At 69.0% G+C, this 12,910-nt stretch carries 17 protein-coding genes and 1 tRNA gene; 5 read left to right on the forward strand and 13 right to left on the reverse strand.

From position 1 onward, the window contains the following. Positions 1–129: 129 nt before the first annotated feature. Positions 130–1,236: a PilT/PilU family type 4a pilus ATPase gene (locus ACK4SG_RS07725; RefSeq protein ID WP_409601147.1), complete on the forward strand. Its 1,107-nt coding sequence runs from the start codon at positions 130–132 to the stop codon at positions 1,234–1,236. Positions 1,237–1,275: 39 nt separating this feature from the next. Here ACK4SG_RS07725 and maiA read toward each other — a convergent pair whose 3' ends face one another. The 6 genes from maiA to rplM all read right to left on the reverse strand — a co-directional run bounded on the left by maiA (position 1,276) and on the right by rplM (position 4,908). After that, the gene (gene maiA / locus ACK4SG_RS07730) at positions 1,276–1,932 is read right to left on the reverse strand and encodes a maleylacetoacetate isomerase (protein WP_409601148.1); all 657 of its coding nucleotides are present in this window, start codon (positions 1,930–1,932) and stop codon (positions 1,276–1,278) included. Between the two features lie 69 nt (positions 1,933–2,001). Continuing rightward, positions 2,002–2,994, reverse strand: a complete 993-nt coding sequence (locus ACK4SG_RS07735; RefSeq protein ID WP_409601149.1) for a fumarylacetoacetate hydrolase family protein — start codon at positions 2,992–2,994, stop codon at positions 2,002–2,004. Between the two features lie 69 nt (positions 2,995–3,063). Next, positions 3,064–3,810, reverse strand: a complete 747-nt coding sequence (locus tag ACK4SG_RS07740) for a 2OG-Fe dioxygenase family protein (RefSeq protein ID WP_409601150.1) — start codon at positions 3,808–3,810, stop codon at positions 3,064–3,066. A 110-nt stretch (positions 3,811–3,920) separates the two neighbouring features. Then, positions 3,921–3,995: transfer RNA gene (locus ACK4SG_RS07745), tRNA-Gln, on the reverse strand. Positions 3,996–4,073: 78 nt separating this feature from the next. Beyond that, positions 4,074–4,466, reverse strand: coding sequence for a 30S ribosomal protein S9 (gene rpsI / locus ACK4SG_RS07750; protein ID WP_374556486.1), 393 nt, complete (start codon positions 4,464–4,466; stop codon positions 4,074–4,076). Between the two features lie 13 nt (positions 4,467–4,479). Next, positions 4,480–4,908: a 50S ribosomal protein L13 gene (gene rplM, locus ACK4SG_RS07755; RefSeq protein ID WP_409601151.1), complete on the reverse strand. Its 429-nt coding sequence runs from the start codon at positions 4,906–4,908 to the stop codon at positions 4,480–4,482. A gap of 231 nt (positions 4,909–5,139) precedes the next feature. Between rplM and coq7 the strand changes: the two genes are divergently transcribed. Then, positions 5,140–5,784: a 2-polyprenyl-3-methyl-6-methoxy-1,4-benzoquinone monooxygenase gene (coq7, locus tag ACK4SG_RS07760; RefSeq protein ID WP_409601152.1), complete on the forward strand. Its 645-nt coding sequence runs from the start codon at positions 5,140–5,142 to the stop codon at positions 5,782–5,784. Positions 5,785–5,816: 32 nt separating this feature from the next. Here the strand turns inward: coq7 and ACK4SG_RS07765 are convergent, their stop codons facing one another. After that, entirely contained in the window at positions 5,817–6,377 is a 561-nt protein-coding gene (locus ACK4SG_RS07765) for a YaeQ family protein (RefSeq protein ID WP_409601153.1), read from the reverse strand. Between the two features lie 115 nt (positions 6,378–6,492). On the opposite strand from ACK4SG_RS07765, the gene ACK4SG_RS07770 reads away from it, so the two are divergent. Continuing rightward, positions 6,493–7,026: a hypothetical protein gene (locus ACK4SG_RS07770; protein WP_409601154.1), complete on the forward strand. Its 534-nt coding sequence runs from the start codon at positions 6,493–6,495 to the stop codon at positions 7,024–7,026. A gap of 63 nt (positions 7,027–7,089) precedes the next feature. Here the strand turns inward: ACK4SG_RS07770 and speD are convergent, their stop codons facing one another. Then, on the reverse strand, positions 7,090–7,881 hold the full coding sequence (speD, locus tag ACK4SG_RS07775; protein ID WP_409601155.1) for an adenosylmethionine decarboxylase: 792 nt from the start codon (positions 7,879–7,881) through the stop codon (positions 7,090–7,092). 149 nt (positions 7,882–8,030) lie between these two features. Between speD and crp the strand changes: the two genes are divergently transcribed. Next, positions 8,031–8,711, forward strand: coding sequence for a cAMP-activated global transcriptional regulator CRP (gene crp / locus ACK4SG_RS07780; RefSeq protein WP_409601156.1), 681 nt, complete (start codon positions 8,031–8,033; stop codon positions 8,709–8,711). Positions 8,712–8,728: 17 nt separating this feature from the next. Next, a complete protein-coding gene (locus ACK4SG_RS07785; RefSeq protein ID WP_409601157.1) occupies positions 8,729–9,199 on the forward strand; it encodes a GNAT family N-acetyltransferase in 471 nt (156 codons plus the stop codon). A gap of 9 nt (positions 9,200–9,208) precedes the next feature. Here ACK4SG_RS07785 and ACK4SG_RS07790 read toward each other — a convergent pair whose 3' ends face one another. From ACK4SG_RS07790 to ACK4SG_RS07810, 5 genes are read right to left on the reverse strand one after another with little or no spacing between them, the layout of a single operon-like run. Continuing rightward, complete coding sequence (locus ACK4SG_RS07790) at positions 9,209–9,925, reverse strand: haloacid dehalogenase-like hydrolase (protein WP_409601158.1); 717 nt, start codon at positions 9,923–9,925, stop codon at positions 9,209–9,211. Beyond that, a complete protein-coding gene (trpC, locus tag ACK4SG_RS07795) occupies positions 9,922–10,710 on the reverse strand; it encodes an indole-3-glycerol phosphate synthase TrpC (RefSeq protein WP_409601159.1) in 789 nt (262 codons plus the stop codon). The genes ACK4SG_RS07790 and trpC overlap by 4 nt, the downstream gene beginning before the upstream one ends. Positions 10,711–10,738: 28 nt before the next feature. Continuing rightward, the gene (gene trpD, locus ACK4SG_RS07800; protein WP_409601160.1) at positions 10,739–11,773 is read right to left on the reverse strand and encodes an anthranilate phosphoribosyltransferase; all 1,035 of its coding nucleotides are present in this window, start codon (positions 11,771–11,773) and stop codon (positions 10,739–10,741) included. Positions 11,774–11,791: 18 nt separating this feature from the next. Further along, on the reverse strand, positions 11,792–12,313 hold the full coding sequence (locus ACK4SG_RS07805; RefSeq protein ID WP_409601161.1) for a DUF1543 domain-containing protein: 522 nt from the start codon (positions 12,311–12,313) through the stop codon (positions 11,792–11,794). Positions 12,314–12,316: 3 nt separating this feature from the next. After that, positions 12,317–12,901 (reverse strand): anthranilate synthase component II, encoded by a 585-nt coding sequence (locus ACK4SG_RS07810; protein ID WP_409601162.1) that lies wholly within the window; start codon positions 12,899–12,901, stop codon positions 12,317–12,319. Between the last annotated feature and the right edge of the window lie 9 nt (positions 12,902–12,910).

Raw genomic sequence — 12,910 nt, forward strand, 5'->3', positions numbered from 1 at the left:
CATAGAGGGCGCTACGGAAGTATGCGAAGCTTTGGCGCATGGGGGTCGCGGCTCGTCGTTGCGTCGCGGCCATTGTGGGAAGCCGTCGCCGGCGATGCAATGCCGGGACGCGCAGCATGGGGAAACTGCATGGATATCGGCCCGTATTTCAAGGTGATGGCGGAAAAAGACGCCTCGGACATGTTCCTGTCCACCGGCGCACCGGTGAACATCAAGATCGAAGGCATGCTGCAGCCGATGAGCGAAGCCCCGCTCACCGCCGGCGAGTGTCGCGACATCGCCTACGGCCTGATGGACGCAGCCCAGATCGCCGAGTTCGAGCGCGAGAAGGAACTGAACATGGCGATCTCGGTGCCCGGCTGCGGCCGGTTCCGCGTCAACGTGTTCCAGCAGCGCGGCGAGGTAGGCATGGTGATCCGCGCCATCCGCAGCGTCATCCCCACCATCGAGGAGCTGCAGCTGCCAACGGTGCTGAAGGACATCATCATGGCGCCGCGTGGCCTCGTGCTGATCGTCGGCTCCACCGGCTCGGGCAAGTCCACCACCCTGGCGTCGATGATCGACCACCGCAACAGCACCAGCACCGGCCACATCCTCACCATCGAGGATCCGATCGAGTACCTGCACCGGCACAAGCTGTCGGTGGTGAACCAGCGCGAGGTCGGGCTGGACACGCACAGCTTCCATGCCGCGCTGAAAAACGCGATGCGCGAGGCGCCGGACGTGATCCTGATCGGCGAGATCCGCGACGCCGAAACGATGGAGGCGGCGATCGCCTTCGCCGAGACCGGCCACATCTGCCTGGCCACGCTGCACTCCAACAACGCCGACCAGACCATCGAGCGCATCCTCAACTTCTTCCCCGAGGGCGCGCACAAGAACGTGCTGATGAACCTGGCGCTGAACATGAAGGCGATCGTCAGCCAGCGCCTGGTGCTGGGCGTGGACGGCCGCCGCCTGCCGGCCACTGAAGTGCTCATCAACACGCCACTGATCCGCGACCTGCTGCGCCGCGGCCAGGTGCATGAGGTCAAGATGGCGATGGAGGAGTCGCTACAGGAAGGCATGCAGAGCTTCGACCAGTGCCTGTTCCGGCTCTACAAGGAGGGCAGGATCGAGATGGAGGAGGCACTGAAGGCCGCCGACTCACGCGACGGCCTGGCGCTCAAGTTCCGCCTGTCGGAAGGCGCGACCGGCGAGCACGACCCCTACGCGGACGTCTTCGCCTCGCATTGAGCCCCGCGCCGCCCCGGCCGCAAACGCGCCGGGGCGGCATCACGGCGCGTCGGGCTGGTTCTCGGGCCGCGCGGCGTCGAACGCGGGCAGCGCGAGGCAGGCGGCCTCGATGCGCCGGATGGTGGGATACGGCGCCAGGTCCACCCCGAAGCGACGGGCGTTGTAGACCTGCGGCACCAGGCAGCAGTCCGCCAGCGTGGGCATCTCGCCCTCGCAGAAATCGCCGGTGGACGGATGCTCCGCCAGCAGCGCCTCCGCGGCGCGGAAGCCGTCCTCGATCCAGTGCTTCACCCACGCATCGCGCTCGGGCTGCGGCACGTTCCACTCGTGCTCGAAGTACTGCAGCACCCGCAGGTTGTTGAGCGGATGCACCTCGCAAGCCACCAGCAACGCCAGTGCGCGCACGCGCTGGCGTTCGCGCGCGGTGGCCGGCAGCAGCGGCGGCGTGGGCCAGACCTCGTCCAGGTACTCGAGGATCGCCAGCGACTGGGTCAGGCGGCGCTGGCCGTGGCCCAGCGTGGGCACCAGTTCCTGCGGGTTGAGCGCACGGTAGGCGTCCGAATGCTGCTGCCCGCCGTCACGCACCAGATGCACCGGGACGATCTCGTACGGCAGCCCCTTCAGGTTCAGACCAATGCGCACGCGATAGGCGGCGCTGGATCGCCAGTAGGAATACAGCTGCAGCGATTCGCTCATCGTTCCTCCTTGGCGCGCGCCGTGCGTGGCCGGTGATGACCGCCGGGGCGGCCCGCGCCGCGCCCGCCCTCAGCGCGGCGCGGGCTGCTGCTCGATACGCTGCTCGATCGCGCCGAACACGCTGTTGCCGGCGCGATCCAGCACCTCGATGCGGACGATATCGCCAAACTTCATGAACGGCGTACTGGGCTTGCCGTCGCGCAGTGTTTCCACGGTGCGCAGCTCGGCAAAACAGGACGCGCCCAGCGCGGTGTCCTGGTTGGCCACCGTGCCGGAGCCGACAAGGGTGCCGGCCGACAGCGGGCGGGTCTTGGCCGCGTGCGCCACCAGCTGGGCGAAATCGAACTGCATGTCCACGCCGGCTTCCGGTGCGCCAAACCACTTGCCGTTGATGTGGGTGAGCATGGGCAGGTGCAGCTTGTTGCCCTGCCAGGCCTCGCCCAGCTCGTCCGGGGTCACGAATACCGGACCCAGCGCGCTGCGCGGCTTGGACTGCAGGAAGCCGAACCCCTTGGCCAGCTCTGCCGGGATGAGATTGCGCAGGGAAACGTCATTGACGATGCCGATCAGCTGGATGTGACGTGCAGCCTGCTCGGGCGTCACCGCCATTGGCACGTCGTCGGTGACCACCACCACCTCGGCTTCGAGGTCGATGCCATACGATTCGCTGGTCACCTTGACCGGATCGCGCGGGCCGTAGAAGCCGGCACTGGTGGCCTGATACATCAGCGGATCGACGTAGAAGCTCTCCGGCACTTCGGCGCCGCGGGCGCGGCGCACGCGCTCCACGTGCGGCAGATAGGCGCTGCCATCGACGAATTCGTAGGCACGCGGCAGCGGCGCGGCCAGCGCCTGCATATCGAGCGGAAACGCACCGTCGGCCTGGCCGGCATGGAGCGCCTCGGACAGCGCGTTCAGGCGCGGCGCGGCGTTTTCCCAGTCCTCCAGCGCCTGTTGCAGGGTCGCGGCGATGCCGGTGGCGCGGACCGCCTGCGACAGGTCGCGCGACACGACGATCAGGGTGCCGTCGCGCCCGCCTTCCTTGAGAGAACCCAGCTTCATGGTGACCTCGGACGTGTTGTTCTTTAGTTGCAATTGTAACGGTGCTACTTGCCGATGGCAGGCCCGTGCTCAGGCCGCAGGATCGCCCTGGAAGCCGTCGGCGCGGAAGGTCAGCACCAGGGTATCGCGATGGCCTCGCGCGGCATCCAGCGGCTGGATCGGCGTGGATTCGTGGATCACCCGCGCATCGTCCAGCAGCAGCAGCGACCACGGCTCAGTCAGGGTGAAACGCTGGCCGGCGGGCCCCTGCGCCTCGAACACCCGGGTCTCGCCACCCTTGATCGCGTGCCGCCCTACCAGCAGGACAGCGACGAAATCCACGCCGTCGCGGTGCGCACCTTCTGGCGTCGGGCGACCCACGCCGTCGCTGGTATCGATGCGGAACTGGTGCGCCTCCACGTGCCAGCGCGGCACCGCCCGCTGCACCGAGCACACCCGCGCCAACCCGCGGATGAGCGCCGACCATGCCGGTTGCGCGAGCGTGGCCGCGTCCACGGGCGCGAACCAGCGCTCCATGCCGCCGTGCAGCGCGTTGTATTCCACCGGTTGCCAGTGCATCCGGTGCGGGACCGGCCGCAGCGTGTCGCCTTCCACCACGCAGCAGGCGTGACGCCGCTGGCGGTAGCGGCCGCCGTCTTTCAGGTAGTCGTCGGGGCGCAGGTCGTCCCAGCTGGGCACCAGCGCATCGAATGCGGCGCGCGGCAGGCCTGCCAGGGTGGCCACGGCCTCGGGCGCAAGGACGACGAAACCACGGTCACGCAGGGTGGCATCCAGCCGGTCCAGCGGCGTGTGCGGCGCGGGGAAACTGGCAACCATCGGCGGCTCCACGGGGGCTGGCGCCATTGTCGCACCGCGACGACCGGCGCCGCGCGGGATGAGGCGCCGCGGAAAAAACGAAACCCGCCTTGCGGCGGGTTTCTTGGGTGTGGCAGCCCCGGATGGATTCGAACCACCGAATGCCTGAGTCAGAGTCAGGTGCCTTACCGCTTGGCGACGGGGCTATGGAGCAAATTGTACCGCGTTCGGCGTGAAGTGGAACCCGCCGAGGCGCCGGCAAACCGGCGCCCTGTGCGCCAGGATCAGCGCTTGGAGAACTGCGTGGCGCGGCGTGCCTTGTGCAGGCCGACCTTCTTGCGCTCGACCTCGCGGGCGTCGCGGGTCATGAAGCCGGCCTTGCGCAGCTCGGTCTTCAGGGTTTCGTCGTACTCGACCAGCGCGCGGGCGATGCCCAGGCGGATGGCACCGGCCTGGCCGGTGGTGCCGCCACCCGTGGTGGTGACCACGATGTCGAAATTGTCGGTGTTCTTGGTCAGCTCGAGCGGCTGGCGCACGATCATGCGCGCGGTCTCGCGGCCGAAGAACTCGTCCAGCGGACGGTCGTTGACGGTGATGTTGCCGCTGCCCTTGCGCAGGAACACGCGGGCGGTGGAGGACTTGCGGCGGCCGGTGCCGTAATTCTGGGTGATAGCCATGATTGATCTGACCTTAGATGTCGAGCGGCTGCGGCTGCTGGGCGGCGTGCGGATGCTCCGCACCGGCGTAGACCTTGAGCTTGCGGTACATGGCGCGGCCCAGCGGGCCCTTCGGCAGCATGCCCTTCACCGCGATCTCGATGACGCGCTCGGGATGGCGCTCCAGCGCCTGGCCGAGGCTTTCGGTCTTCAGGTTGCCGACGTACCCGGTGAAGCGGTGGTACATCTTGTCCTTCAGCTTGTTGCCGGTCACCGCGATCTTGTCGGCGTTGATCACGACGAGGTAATCGCCGGTGTCGACGTGCGGGGTGAAAACGGGCTTGTGCTTGCCGCGCAGGCGATAGGCCAGTGCTGCGGCCAGACGCCCCAGGGTCTTGCCCTCGGCGTCGACGACGTACCAGTCGCGCTGGACGGTCTCGTTCTTGGCGATGAAAGTCTTCATGACGAACTCTTGTGGGGTGCCTGGCCGGGCTGGTTCCGGGACGCGGAACGTCGCCTCGCGTTGTTTTCCACGCCGGCCGGTGACCAGGTCCGGGCAGGGAAGAGGCGGAATGATACGCCCCGCCGGCGGCGGGTGCAAGCCACCCTCCGCTCGCGACGCCCCACGGATGCTCGGCCGCCCTGGCGACGCGGTAAACCCCCACGCCACGCGGCGCGTCCTAGAATGGGCGCCATGGACACCCTTCGCCGCCTCAGCCCGCTGGACCGCCTGCTGGATTCGGCCCAGAACGCTTTGTCCACCGTGGCGGGCGCGCCACGCGCCGCACGCGCAAACCCAGGCCTGGCCGCACCTGCGCCGACGCTGGACGACGATGAGCGGCGCCACGCCGCCGGGCTGATGCGGATCAACCATACCGGTGAAGTCTGCGCGCAAGCGCTGTACATCGGCCAGGCGGCGGTGGCCCGCGATCCGGCCACCCGCGCCCATCTGCTGGAGGCAGCGCAGGAGGAAACCGACCACCTCGCCTGGTGCGCGGACCGCCTGCACGAGCTGGACAGCCGCCCCAGCCTGCTCAACCCGCTGTGGTACGCCGGCAGCTGGGCCATCGGCGCGGCGGCCGGGCTGCGCGGCGACGGCTGGAACCTGGGCTTCGTGGTGGAAACCGAGCGCCAGGTCGAAGCGCACCTGGCGGAGCACCTGGCCTCGCTGCCGGCGGGCGACGACCGCAGCCGCGCGATCCTGGCGGTAATGAAGGACGACGAGGCCCGCCACGCCGACGCCGCGCTGGCCGCTGGCGCGCGCCGGCTGCCAGCGCCGATCCCGGCCGTGATGGCCGCGATGTCGAAAGCGATGAAGACGGTGGCGTACCGGCTCTAGGCCGGCCCGATCCGGCCCGCCGGGGCGCCCGCTCAGTCGGGCTGCACGGCGCCGTCCACCATCCGCAAGCGCGGACGCAACGTCACCGTGCGGGCGGTGTCCATCAGCTGCAGCTCGCCGTCCTGGATCATCGCGGTGACGCGCATGCCGCGCTCCAGCAAGGCCACGGCGTCCGCGACGGCGGCATCGTCCAGCTCCAGCACGGTGAGGTTGCGCAGCCGCGACAGCGCGGCGGCATTGCGCTTCCACCACGCTTCGGCGGCCTGACCTCCGTAGCCGACCACCACCACCTGCGCCGCGCGCCCGCTGGCCTTGCGCAGACGGGCCTCGTCCGGCTGCCCCAGCTCGATCCACTGCAGGACCTCGCCGGTGTAGTCGCGCCGCCACAGCGCGGGTTCGTCCTCGTCGCTGAGCCCGCGGCCGAATTCCAGGCGCTCGTCGGCATGCAGCGCGAAGGCCAGCAGCCGCACCAGCAGGCGGGTCTCGGTTTCCGACGGATGCTGGGCCAGCGTGAGCGCGTGGCTGGCGTAGTAATGGCGGTCGAGGTCAGTGACCTGCAGCTCGACCCTGTAGATGGTGGCGTTGGCGGCCATGATGCGTCCTGGGCCACGGGGCCGGATCGGGAAGCGCTGCATTCTACGGACAAGCGGGCAGCGCAGCCCGGCGCGGCCGTATCCTGCGCACCTGCGTGCAGACAGGACCCGCCCGATGGCCAGCCACGACTACGATCCCGACGACAACTTCGGCCACGCCTTTCCCCGCCATGTCGAAACGGACGACGACGACGCGCTCGACGTGGTCGCGTGGCAGTTCCTGCTGCTGGTGAACCCGGACGACGAGGACGCGGCACGGGAGCAGTTCGCCGCGTTCCACGCCGCGCTGGAGGAATCCGGTCCGGACGCCGACCCCGCCCTGCTGCTGCGCGACGTCATCGACTGGAAAGCCGGCTTCCACATCGGCGAAGACGATGCGACAGGCCTGATGGACGCGCTGGACGAGCTGGCCTCGCGCTGGCGCCAGCGGATCGACTGGGGATTGGATGACGACGCGGAGGCGGCGCCCGATACCGACGCCGTGCTGCAGACGGCGTTCGTACAGCTGCGCGAGCAGCATTACAGCCTTTGGACGGTGGAGACCGGCGAGGCCACGCTGGCCGGCTGGATCACCCACGAGCGCGACGAGGAAGCGATGCAGCTCGTGACCACTGCGCTGGGCCTGTCCGCGCGGCCTGGCGTGGGCTGATCGGAAGCGGACACGAGAACGCCGGCTTGCGCCGGCGCTTCGGGATACCGCGGCTCGTCTGGCTCAGTCGACCAGGTTGCGCCCGTGGTAGAGCTCCTCGATCTCGCGCTTGAGCCGCGCCTCGATCTTCATGCGCTCCTTGAAGGACAGGTTGCGCGCCTTCTCCTCGAACAGGTACTGGTCGAGGTCGAAGTCCTTCAGGTGCATCTTGGTGTGGAAGATGTTCTCCTGGTAGACGTTGACGTCCAGCATCTCGTAGCGGGAGCGCACGTTCTTGGCCAGGTAGTCCTGGATCGAGTTGATCTTGTGGTCGATGAAGTGCTTGCGGCCCTTCACGTCGCGGGTGAAACCGCGCACCCGGTAGTCCATCACCACGATGTCGGACTCGAAGCTCTCGATCAGGTAGTTGAGCGCCTTCAGCGGCGAGATCACGCCGCAGGTGGACACGTCGATGTCGGCACGGAAGGTGGCGATGCCGTTGTCCGGATGGGTTTCCGGGTAGGTGTGCACGGTGATGTGCGACTTGTCCAGGTGCGCAACCACCGCGTCGGAAATCACGCCCTTGGCGTCGGCCTTGTCGATCACCGGCTGCTCGGAGATCAGGATCGTCACCGAGGCGCCCTGCGGGTCGTAGTCCTGACGGGCGATGTTGAGGATGTTGGCACCGATGATCTCCGCCACGTCGGTGAGGATCTGGGTGAGGCGGTCGGCGTTGTACTCCTCGTCGATGTACTCGATGTAGCGCCTGCGCTCATCTTCCGACGCGGCATAGCACACGTCGTAGATGTTGAAGGACAGCGACTTGGTGAGGTTGTTGAAGCCCTGCAACTTCAGGCGCGGCAGCGGTTTGACCACGGCATTGGATCCAGCGGTGACGGGACAGACCGGCCATTATGGGGCAAAGCGCCCGGCGACGCCTGCGGGTGCCCCGACCGGCTCGGGCCGGGAATTTGCCCGCCATCACGGTTCGGCCTAAGCTTTGGCATTCTCGAACGTGCGCCCGAATGAGCAGCAAAACCCCCAAGCCCGCCATGCCGCGTGCCTTCACCCCGCTGGGTGCCGATGCCGAAACCATCGCGCGCTTCATCGGCAACTGCCACCGCCGCAAGTATCCGGCGCGCAGCGAGGTATTCCGTCCCGGTGACCCGGCCGGCACGCTGTACTACATCATTTCCGGCTCGGTCAGCATCATCGCCCGCGAGGACGACGGCCGCGAACTGGTGCTGGGCTACATCGGCGCCGGCGAATTCGTGGGCGAGATGGGCCTGTTCGTGGAGTCCGAACACCGCGTCGTGGCGCTGCGCACCCGCACCGCCTGCGAGCTGGCCGAGATCAGCCATGAGCGCCTGCAGGCCCTGCTGGCCGCGCAGGCCAACGACGCCACCCGCCTGCTCTATTCGATCGGGGCGCAGATCAGCCAGCGCCTGCTGGACACCAGCCGCAAGGCGGGCCGGCTGGCGTTCCTGGACGTCACCGACCGCATCTACCGCACCCTGTTCGACCTGGCCCGCGAGCCGGAGGCGATGAGCCACCCGCTGGGCACCCAGCTGCGCGTCTCCCGCCAGGAGCTGGCGCGGCTGGTGGGCTGCTCGCGCGAGATGGCCGGGCGGGTGCTGAAGAAGCTGCAGGCCGACGGCAAGCTGCACGCCCGCGGCAAGACCGTGGTGGTCTACGGCACCCGCTAGCCAGGAGCGACACGCGCATGAGCCACGCTTTCTCCCCGGGCCACCGCGCCGCCGACGTGGATCTGCGCAACGCGGTGCCGGCCGACGCCGACGACGTCGCCCACCTGCTGTCAGAGCTGGGCTATCCCTGCGACATCGCCGATGCCTCGGAGCGGATCTCCGCAATCCTCGCCAACGACCGCCAGGCGCTGGTGCTGGCACGCCGTAACGGCGCGGTCTGCGGGCTGGTGGCACTGGACTTCATGTACTACCTGCCGCTGGGCACCACCACCTGCCGCGTCACCGCGCTGGTGGTCACCCCCACCGCGCAAGGCATGGGCATCGGCCGCCACCTGCTGAAGGAAGCCGAGCGCCGGGCCCGCGCCGGCGGCGCGGCGCGTATCGAGCTGACCTCGGGCGCCCAACGCACCGAGGCACACGCGTTCTACCAGGCCTGCGGCTACAGCGGCAGCTCGGTGCGCTTCGTCAAGGCGCTGGGCTCGGCCTGAGCGACACGATCAGGCCGCCGGTTCGCCCGCGCGGCCCGGGCAGCCCCAGTTGAGAATCGGCGTGCCGGCCGGCAGCACGCGGCGGAACATCGCCACCCTGCCCCGCTTCGGATTCACCACCACCGGCTTCGCCGCCGCCTGCAGCAGCGGCAGGTCGGCGCTGCTGTCGGAATAGGCCTGCGCCACCGGCTGGGTGTAGCCGGCCGCGCGGATCATGGCCATCTTCATCGCATGGTGGCAGTGGCGCAGCGCGACCATGCCGCCCAGCCGCGGCCCCAGCAGGGTGCCGATCACCGGCACGTCCGCATGCGCGACGAAGGCCAGGATCGCCCGCGCCAGCTCCGGCGGCGCACCGGTGGCGACCAGCACGCGGTCCCCACGCGCGCGGTGCTGCTGGAACACCTTCAGCGCGACCGGCAGCAGCCGCGCCCGGATCGCGTCGGCGTGCAGCGCCACGTAGCGGTCGATCAGCGCATCCAGCGCGGCGCGGTCGCGCACGCCCAGCGTGCCCGCCCAAACGAACAGGGAGATACCCGCGCGACGGGTGGGCAGGAACGCCACCAGCGAACCCGCAACGGGCGCCAGCAGCAGCGCCAGCAGGCGCCGCCACCACGCACGCCCGATCAGCCACTTGAACAGGTGGCTGCCGGAGTCGCCGTCGTACAACGTGTGGTCGAAATCGAACACCACCAGCGGCGCGTCGTCCCGCGGGGACGCCGCCGTCATGCGAAGAGGTCCCGCAGCGCCGCGCCCGGGTCGGGCTGGCGCATGAACGCCTCACCGACCAGGAAGGCGTGCACGCCGGCACCGCGCATCAAGGCCACGTCGGCCGGCGCCAGGATGCCGCTTTCGGTGACCAGCACGCGGTCGGCCGGCACCGCCGCCTGCAGGTCCAGCGTGGTCTGCAGCGACACATCGAAGGTCTTCAGGTTGCGGTTGTTGATACCCAGCAGACGCGCCGGCACCGGCAGCGCCCGCTCCAGCTCGTCCAGATCGTGCACTTCCACCAGTACGTCCATGCCCAGCTCGGCGGCGATGAAGGCGAACTCGGACAGCCGCGCGTCATCCAGCGCCGCGGCGATCAGCAGCACGCAGTCCGCGCCCAGCACGCGCGCCTCGTAGAGCTGGTAGGCATCCACCACGAAGTCCTTGCGCAGCACCGGCAGCCCGCAGGCGGCGCGTGCCTGCTGCAGGTAGGCATCGCTGCCCTGGAAGAAGTCGATGTCGGTGAGCACCGACAGGCAGGCCGCACCGCCGTCGGCGTAGCTGCGGGCGATCGCGGCCGGATCGAAATCGGCACGGATCACGCCCTTGCTGGGGCTGGCCTTCTTCACCTCGGCGATCACCGCCGGCAGCCCGGCGCGGAGCTTCGCGTCGATGGCATCGGCGAAACCGCGCACCGGCGGCGCGGAGGCGGCGCGCGTGCGCAGTTCGAACAGCGAGACCTGCTCGCGACGGGCCGCCACTTCGTCGTGCTTGCGGCGCAGGATGGTGTCGAGGATGGTGCTCACGGGCAGGGGATCCGAAATAGGAAAAGAGTCAGCCGGCGGCGAGCGCACGGCTGGTGGCGACGTACTGCTCCATACGCGCGCGGGCGCTGCCGTCGGCGATCGCGGCGCGCGCACGCGCCAGGCCGTCGCCGATGCTGTCGGCGACGCCAGCTGCGTACAGCGCGGCACCGGCATTGAGCGCGACGATGTCATTGGCGGGGCCGGGCTGGTTGTCCAGCACGCCGCGCAGCATGGCGATGGACTCGGCCGGATCGGCCACCCGCAGGTTTCGGCTGGCGGACATGGCGATGCCGAAGTCTTCCGGATGAATGTCGTACTCGCGGACCTGGCCGTCACGCAGTTCGCCCACCAGGGTGGCCGCACCCAGCGAGATTTCGTCCATGTTGTCGCGGCCCCAGACCACCAGCGCGCGCTCGGCCCCCAGCTCGCGCAGCACGCGCGCCTGGATGCCGACCAGATCCGGATGGAACACCCCCATCAGGATGCTGGGGGCGCCGGCAGGGTTGGTCAGCGGGCCAAGGATGTTGAACAGCGTACGCACACCCATTTCGCGCCGCACCGGCGCGACCATCTTCATCGCCGGGTGGTGGATGGGCGCGAACATGAAGCCGATGCCGGTCTGCTGGATCATCTGCGCCACCTGCGCCGGCGCCAGTTCGATGGCGGCGCCCAGCGCCTCCAGTGCGTCCGCACTGCCGGACTTGGAGGACACACTGCGGTTGCCGTGCTTGGCCACGCGTGCGCCCGCCGCGGCAACCACGAACATCGCGCAAGTGGAGATGTTGAACGTGTGGGCACCGTCGCCGCCGGTGCCCACGATATCGACCAGATGGGTCTTGTCCGCCACGGCCACCGGCAGGGCGAACTCGCGCATCACGGTGGCCGCACCGGCGATCTCGCCGACAGTTTCCTTCTTGACGCGCAGGCCGGTGAGGATGGCCGACACCATCGCCGGCGAGACTTCGCCGCGCATGATCTGGCGCATCAGGTCGACCATCTCGTCGAAGAAGATCTCGCGATGTTCGATGGTGCGCTGCAGGGCTTGCTGGGCAGTGATGGGCATGGCGGTTCCTGGCGGGAATCAGGAAAGGACGATGTAGTCGCTCTGGCTGTCGATGCCGGCGTGCGGCCCCGGCACCAGGTGCACGTGCAGGCCGCCGATCGGGCCCAGCGGCAGGCAGGCGTCCACCTCGAACAGCGCATCGCGGTGCGGCTTGGCCCAGTCGCCCCCGGCCTGCCCCAGCGCTTTGCGCTTGGCCTCGGCCAGGTCGTCGGCCACCACCAGCAGGTAGCGGTGGTCCTCACCGAATACGCCCGGCTGGTAGCCGCCGAGATTGGCGAAGTAGAGCCGCGGCGCGCCGGCGGGCGGTGGCTCCGGAAGCAGGCGGACCTGCCGGTTCTCCACGCCGTCCACCGTCATCCACGCATCGATGTGCAGGCCGTCCGCCGCGCCGAACCACTGCTGGCGCAACTGCGGGTAGGCGGCGCGCAGATCCGGCGCGACCGCGAACACGACATCGTGCACTTCGGTGTTGGCGCGCGCATGGTGCCCGCCCAGCAGGACGACGAACAGGCGCAACGGCGGTGGGGGCGACGACGCCATCGCTCAGCCCGTGCGCTCGAGGAAGTTCCGCAGCAGCGCGTGGCCGTGCTGGGTGAGGATGGATTCGGGATGGAACTGCACGCCTTCGACCGGATGTTCGCGGTGGCGCAGGCCCATGATCTCCTCCATGGAGCCGTCGCTGTTTTCGGTCCACGCGGTGACCTCGAGGCAGTCCGGCAGGGTTGCCTTGTCCACCACCAGCGAGTGATAGCGGGTGGCCTCGAAGCCGTCCGGCAGGCCGGCGAACACGCCCTTGCCCTCATGACGGATGTTCGACGTCTTGCCGTGCATGATCCGGCCGGCGCGCACCACATCGCCGCCGTAGGCCTGGCCCATCGCCTGGTGACCGAGGCAGACACCGAAGATCGGCGTGGTGGGCCCCAGCCGCTGGATCAACGCCAGCGACACGCCCGCCTCGTTCGGCGTGCACGGCCCCGGAGAGATCACGATGCGCTGCGGCGCCAGCTGTTCGATCTGCTCCACCGTCAGCGCGTCGTTGCGCTCCACCCGCACGTCCGCCCCCAGTTCCTGCAGGTACTGGACCAGGTTGAAGGTGAAGCTGTCGTAGTTGTCGAGCATCAGCAGCATGGCGGCCTG

The organism is Thermomonas sp. (assembly GCF_046293095.1).
Classification (GTDB): Bacteria; Pseudomonadota; Gammaproteobacteria; order Xanthomonadales; family Xanthomonadaceae; genus Thermomonas.

Bases quoted from the DNA above. Each gene is read 5' to 3' on its own strand.
- ACK4SG_RS07725 (WP_409601147.1), top strand. From the start codon at position 130: ATGGATATCGGCCCGTATTTCAAGGTGATGGCGGAAAAAGACGCCTCG.
- maiA (WP_409601148.1), bottom strand. From the start codon at position 1,932: ATGAGCGAATCGCTGCAGCTGTATTCCTACTGGCGATCCAGCGCCGCC.
- ACK4SG_RS07735 (WP_409601149.1), bottom strand. From the start codon at position 2,994: ATGAAGCTGGGTTCTCTCAAGGAAGGCGGGCGCGACGGCACCCTGATC.
- ACK4SG_RS07740 (WP_409601150.1), bottom strand. From the start codon at position 3,810: ATGGTTGCCAGTTTCCCCGCGCCGCACACGCCGCTGGACCGGCTGGAT.
- rpsI (WP_374556486.1), bottom strand. From the start codon at position 4,466: ATGGCTATCACCCAGAATTACGGCACCGGCCGCCGCAAGTCCTCCACC.
- rplM (WP_409601151.1), bottom strand. From the start codon at position 4,908: ATGAAGACTTTCATCGCCAAGAACGAGACCGTCCAGCGCGACTGGTAC.
- coq7 (WP_409601152.1), top strand. From the start codon at position 5,140: ATGGACACCCTTCGCCGCCTCAGCCCGCTGGACCGCCTGCTGGATTCG.
- ACK4SG_RS07765 (WP_409601153.1), bottom strand. From the start codon at position 6,377: ATGGCCGCCAACGCCACCATCTACAGGGTCGAGCTGCAGGTCACTGAC.
- ACK4SG_RS07770 (WP_409601154.1), top strand. From the start codon at position 6,493: ATGGCCAGCCACGACTACGATCCCGACGACAACTTCGGCCACGCCTTT.
- crp (WP_409601156.1), top strand. From the start codon at position 8,031: ATGAGCAGCAAAACCCCCAAGCCCGCCATGCCGCGTGCCTTCACCCCG.
- ACK4SG_RS07785 (WP_409601157.1), top strand. From the start codon at position 8,729: ATGAGCCACGCTTTCTCCCCGGGCCACCGCGCCGCCGACGTGGATCTG.
- ACK4SG_RS07790 (WP_409601158.1), bottom strand. From the start codon at position 9,925: ATGACGGCGGCGTCCCCGCGGGACGACGCGCCGCTGGTGGTGTTCGAT.
- trpD (WP_409601160.1), bottom strand. From the start codon at position 11,773: ATGCCCATCACTGCCCAGCAAGCCCTGCAGCGCACCATCGAACATCGC.
- ACK4SG_RS07805 (WP_409601161.1), bottom strand. From the start codon at position 12,313: ATGGCGTCGTCGCCCCCACCGCCGTTGCGCCTGTTCGTCGTCCTGCTG.
- ACK4SG_RS07810 (WP_409601162.1), bottom strand. From the start codon at position 12,901: ATGCTGCTGATGCTCGACAACTACGACAGCTTCACCTTCAACCTGGTC.